This is a genomic window from Vibrio sp. Vb1337 (genome assembly GCF_033338715.1).
In the GTDB taxonomy this organism is placed as follows: Bacteria; Pseudomonadota; Gammaproteobacteria; order Enterobacterales; family Vibrionaceae; genus Vibrio; species Vibrio alginolyticus.
The window spans coordinates 1-1130 of record NZ_JAWOTD010000211.1 but is presented as its reverse complement, the minus strand read 5'-3'; the positions used below and the strand labels follow the sequence as shown (position 1 = coordinate 1130).

Genomic DNA, 1130 nt, shown 5'->3' with positions numbered 1-1130 from the left:
GTTTCTGGAATTTTGAATCGATGGTAGACACCTTTAAACGCACAGACTTTCGCGATTATAAACGCCGTATTCGAGTAATCAGACAAAATACGCAGGTGAATGAACATGCTTGATATAGGTCTTAGTGGCCTACTCTACCCGAAAGCCATCACACTGTTTGCTACAGTGGCCGTGGTTCTCGTGTGGCTGCTGTACTACTGCTATCGCCTTAAACAAAAGAACGAAGTGATCTTAGGTTCGTACCACGCGCCTTATATCGCCTATTCGACATGCATTATTATTTGGATTAGCAGTAACGCCTACTTCCATACCGATTTGCTACCTCTGCTTGGGTCAGAGGGCGGCATTTTCATGGCGAAATTAGCCAACTTAGCTTCCTTCTTCGCATTTGCTTTTGCTTTCTACTTTTCTTGCCAGCTCGCCGCCGAGCAGAAAAAAGGCAAAGTAAAACTGTGGCAACAAGGCATTTTTGTTGCGCTGACGGTTTATTCTCTGGTCATCAATTTACGCCCGAACCTAACCGTTGAGAATGTGCTGATTGATGGCCCTAGCCAATTTGTGATTGAGTTTGGCCCTCACACTTCTTATTTCTTCATGGGATTGGTGACCTTTGTCGTTATGACACTCACCAACCTCATTAGCATGCGCGCAAACAGCAGTAAGCTCTCTATAGCGAAGAACAATTACATGATCGCAGGGATCTTAGTATTCATGCTGTCTACGGCTGTCATACACCTAGGCATGACCTACTTCCTTGGGGATTTCTCACTAACGTGGCTACCACCAGCGTTATCCATCAGTGAAATGCTGTTTGTTGGTTACGCGCTGCTTACATCGAGATTCTACAGCGCCAAATACCTTGCTTATCTGACGATCAGTGTGCTTTTTGTGTGCACCATTTTCGTCCTGCCATTAGGTGCGGTATTTATTCCAATGTCTGAAGACAATCAATGGCTCATCTCAATTCCGATTTGCGCCTTGATTGGCATCACTTGGCACTTGGTCTACAAACGCGTTAGCCGAATCGCATCGTTCTTTATATACGGCAATCGACAAACACCAGTACAGCAGATCTTAGCGTTAGAAGAAGAGTTTAAGCGCTCAATCGACGATGCCGTGCATCAGTTGAG

Annotated in this window: 1 protein-coding gene and 1 pseudogene; both read left to right on the top strand. The window is 45.3% G+C overall.

The features are described from left to right. On the top strand, positions 1-113 hold a 113-nt coding region (locus R7E42_RS25100; protein WP_318073254.1), incomplete at its 5' end, for an acyl-homoserine-lactone synthase. Then, positions 106-1130 (top strand): annotated as a pseudogene (locus R7E42_RS25095) (hybrid sensor histidine kinase/response regulator); the annotation flags it as partial. The gene R7E42_RS25100 and the pseudogene R7E42_RS25095, both read left to right, overlap by 8 nt.